General features: G+C 40.9%; 1 protein-coding gene. It reads right to left on the bottom strand.

Annotation, left to right across the window (positions count from 1 at the left end):
* Positions 1-321, bottom strand: a 321-nt coding sequence (locus GBG68_RS13940) for an MGMT family protein (RefSeq protein WP_152148397.1), incomplete at its 3' end; no start/stop codon positions are given.
* Positions 322-484 lie beyond the last annotated feature (163 nt).

Genomic DNA, 484 nt, shown 5'->3' with positions numbered 1-484 from the left:
TTCTTCCATTGGATTCCAAAACAGTGTTTTAAAGTCGACTACCTTATTGTCCGCCACCTTTACATCCTCCTTAAGTAACAATTCTTCCATTAGTTCTGGCGGATTGAAATGAAACCTTCCAGTGAGTAATCCACTATGGTTTACCACCCGATGCGCCGGAACAGCGGGATGAGCTAAGTGCGAAACGCTCATTGCGGTTCCCACCATTCTAGAGGATTTCGCTGCACCCAAACTTTTTGCAATGGCGCCGAAAGACGTAACCCTTCCCTTCGGGATAAGTCGTGCAACTTCGTAAACCTGTTCGTAAAAGTTTGTATTCATCTAATCAAAAGAAAACTGGATGTAATTGATGTTTTTATCGTGCAGTAAATATTTTCTCTCGTAATACGTTTTTATGGAAAGTACCTCATCCAACACTGTTGAAGTATATAAATGATCTGTGCTTTTTTGCGTCTTTAAACCAAGCGATTCTACAGTTTCACAG

Source organism: Alkalilimnicola sp. S0819, from assembly GCF_009295635.1.
Lineage (GTDB): Bacteria > Pseudomonadota > Gammaproteobacteria > Nitrococcales > WHIW01 > S0819.
This window is presented reverse-complemented; position numbering and strand designations above follow the sequence as displayed.